At 58.1% G+C, this 1,014-nt stretch carries 1 protein-coding gene and 1 rRNA gene; one reads left to right on the forward strand and one right to left on the reverse strand.

The window, feature by feature from the left end; translation table 11 throughout:
• Window positions 1-104 precede the first annotated feature (104 nt).
• Window positions 105-219 (forward strand): 5S ribosomal RNA (gene rrf, locus TRM7557_RS01270).
• A 202-nt stretch (window positions 220-421) separates the two neighbouring features.
• On the opposite strand, the gene TRM7557_RS01275 is transcribed toward rrf, so the two are convergent.
• A partial coding sequence (locus TRM7557_RS01275; RefSeq protein WP_110620093.1) for an IS3 family transposase occupies window positions 422-1,014 on the reverse strand: 593 nt, incomplete at its 5' end.

A 1,014-nucleotide genomic window follows, 5' to 3' on the forward strand; every position in this document is an offset into this window, starting at 1 on the left:
ATTGTGCATCAACCGTGCGGCAACGGGCATTTAGCAAGCTAAATGCCCTGCCTGCCGCCCGACAGCGCCTGCTCCGCAGACGCGTCGTTGAGGTTTTTCCTCGGTTTGGTGGCAATAGCACAAGTGAAACACCCGGTCCCATCCCGAACCCGGAAGTTAAGCACTGTTGCGCCGATGGTACTGCATCTTAAGGTGTGGGAGAGTAGGGCACCGCCAAACCTAGAAAAAACCTCAATCCAAAATCTCTATAAACAAAAAAACACTCCCCCAAAACGCTAACGCGAAAAAAGGGAAAACGTCCTCAAGTAGCCGATAGGCGGTAGGACATAAAAAAGTCCTCAAACAGCCAAGACGCAAGAGGACAAACAAAACTCCGCGGGATGGAGCAGCCAGGTAGCTCGTCTGACCTGCCACTGAACTTTCATCCAGCCGCGATTTGAGCCCGGTTGGTGTTTACGCCAATCGGCGCGGGTTGAGCAATCGCCCGACGCGCGGAGCTTTCATCTGGCGCAGCGGGGCGGGCGATTGCAGTGTTCAGGGTTCGGGCATAGTCAGCCGGGGTCTGGTAATCCAAGGCCGAGTGCGGGCGCTCGGTGTTGTAGTCGGTAGCCCAGGCCGCGATCACAACACGAGCGTGAGCCAGGTTGCGGAACATGGTCTCGTTGAGCAGCTCGTCGCGCATCCGGCCGTTGAAACTCTCCACGAAGCCATTCTGCATCGGCTTGCCCGGCGCGATGTAGTGCCATTCAATGCGGTGCTCGGAACACCACCGCAGGATCGCGTTAGAGGTTAGTTCCATTCCATTGTCACTTACGATCATTCCGGGCTTCCCGCGGCGCTCGATCAGGGTGGTCAATTCCCGCGCCACACGGCGCCCCGAGATAGAAGTGTCCGGGATAGCCGCCAGGCATTCCCGGGTGACGTCGTCGACCACGTTGAGCACCCGGAAACGTTGACCGTTGGCGAACTGGTCGTGGACGAAATCCAGCGACCAGCGCGCATTGGGCCGGGCTT

Origin of the sequence: Tritonibacter multivorans (genome assembly GCF_001458415.1) — a bacterium.
Classification (GTDB): Bacteria; Pseudomonadota; Alphaproteobacteria; order Rhodobacterales; family Rhodobacteraceae; genus Epibacterium; species Epibacterium multivorans.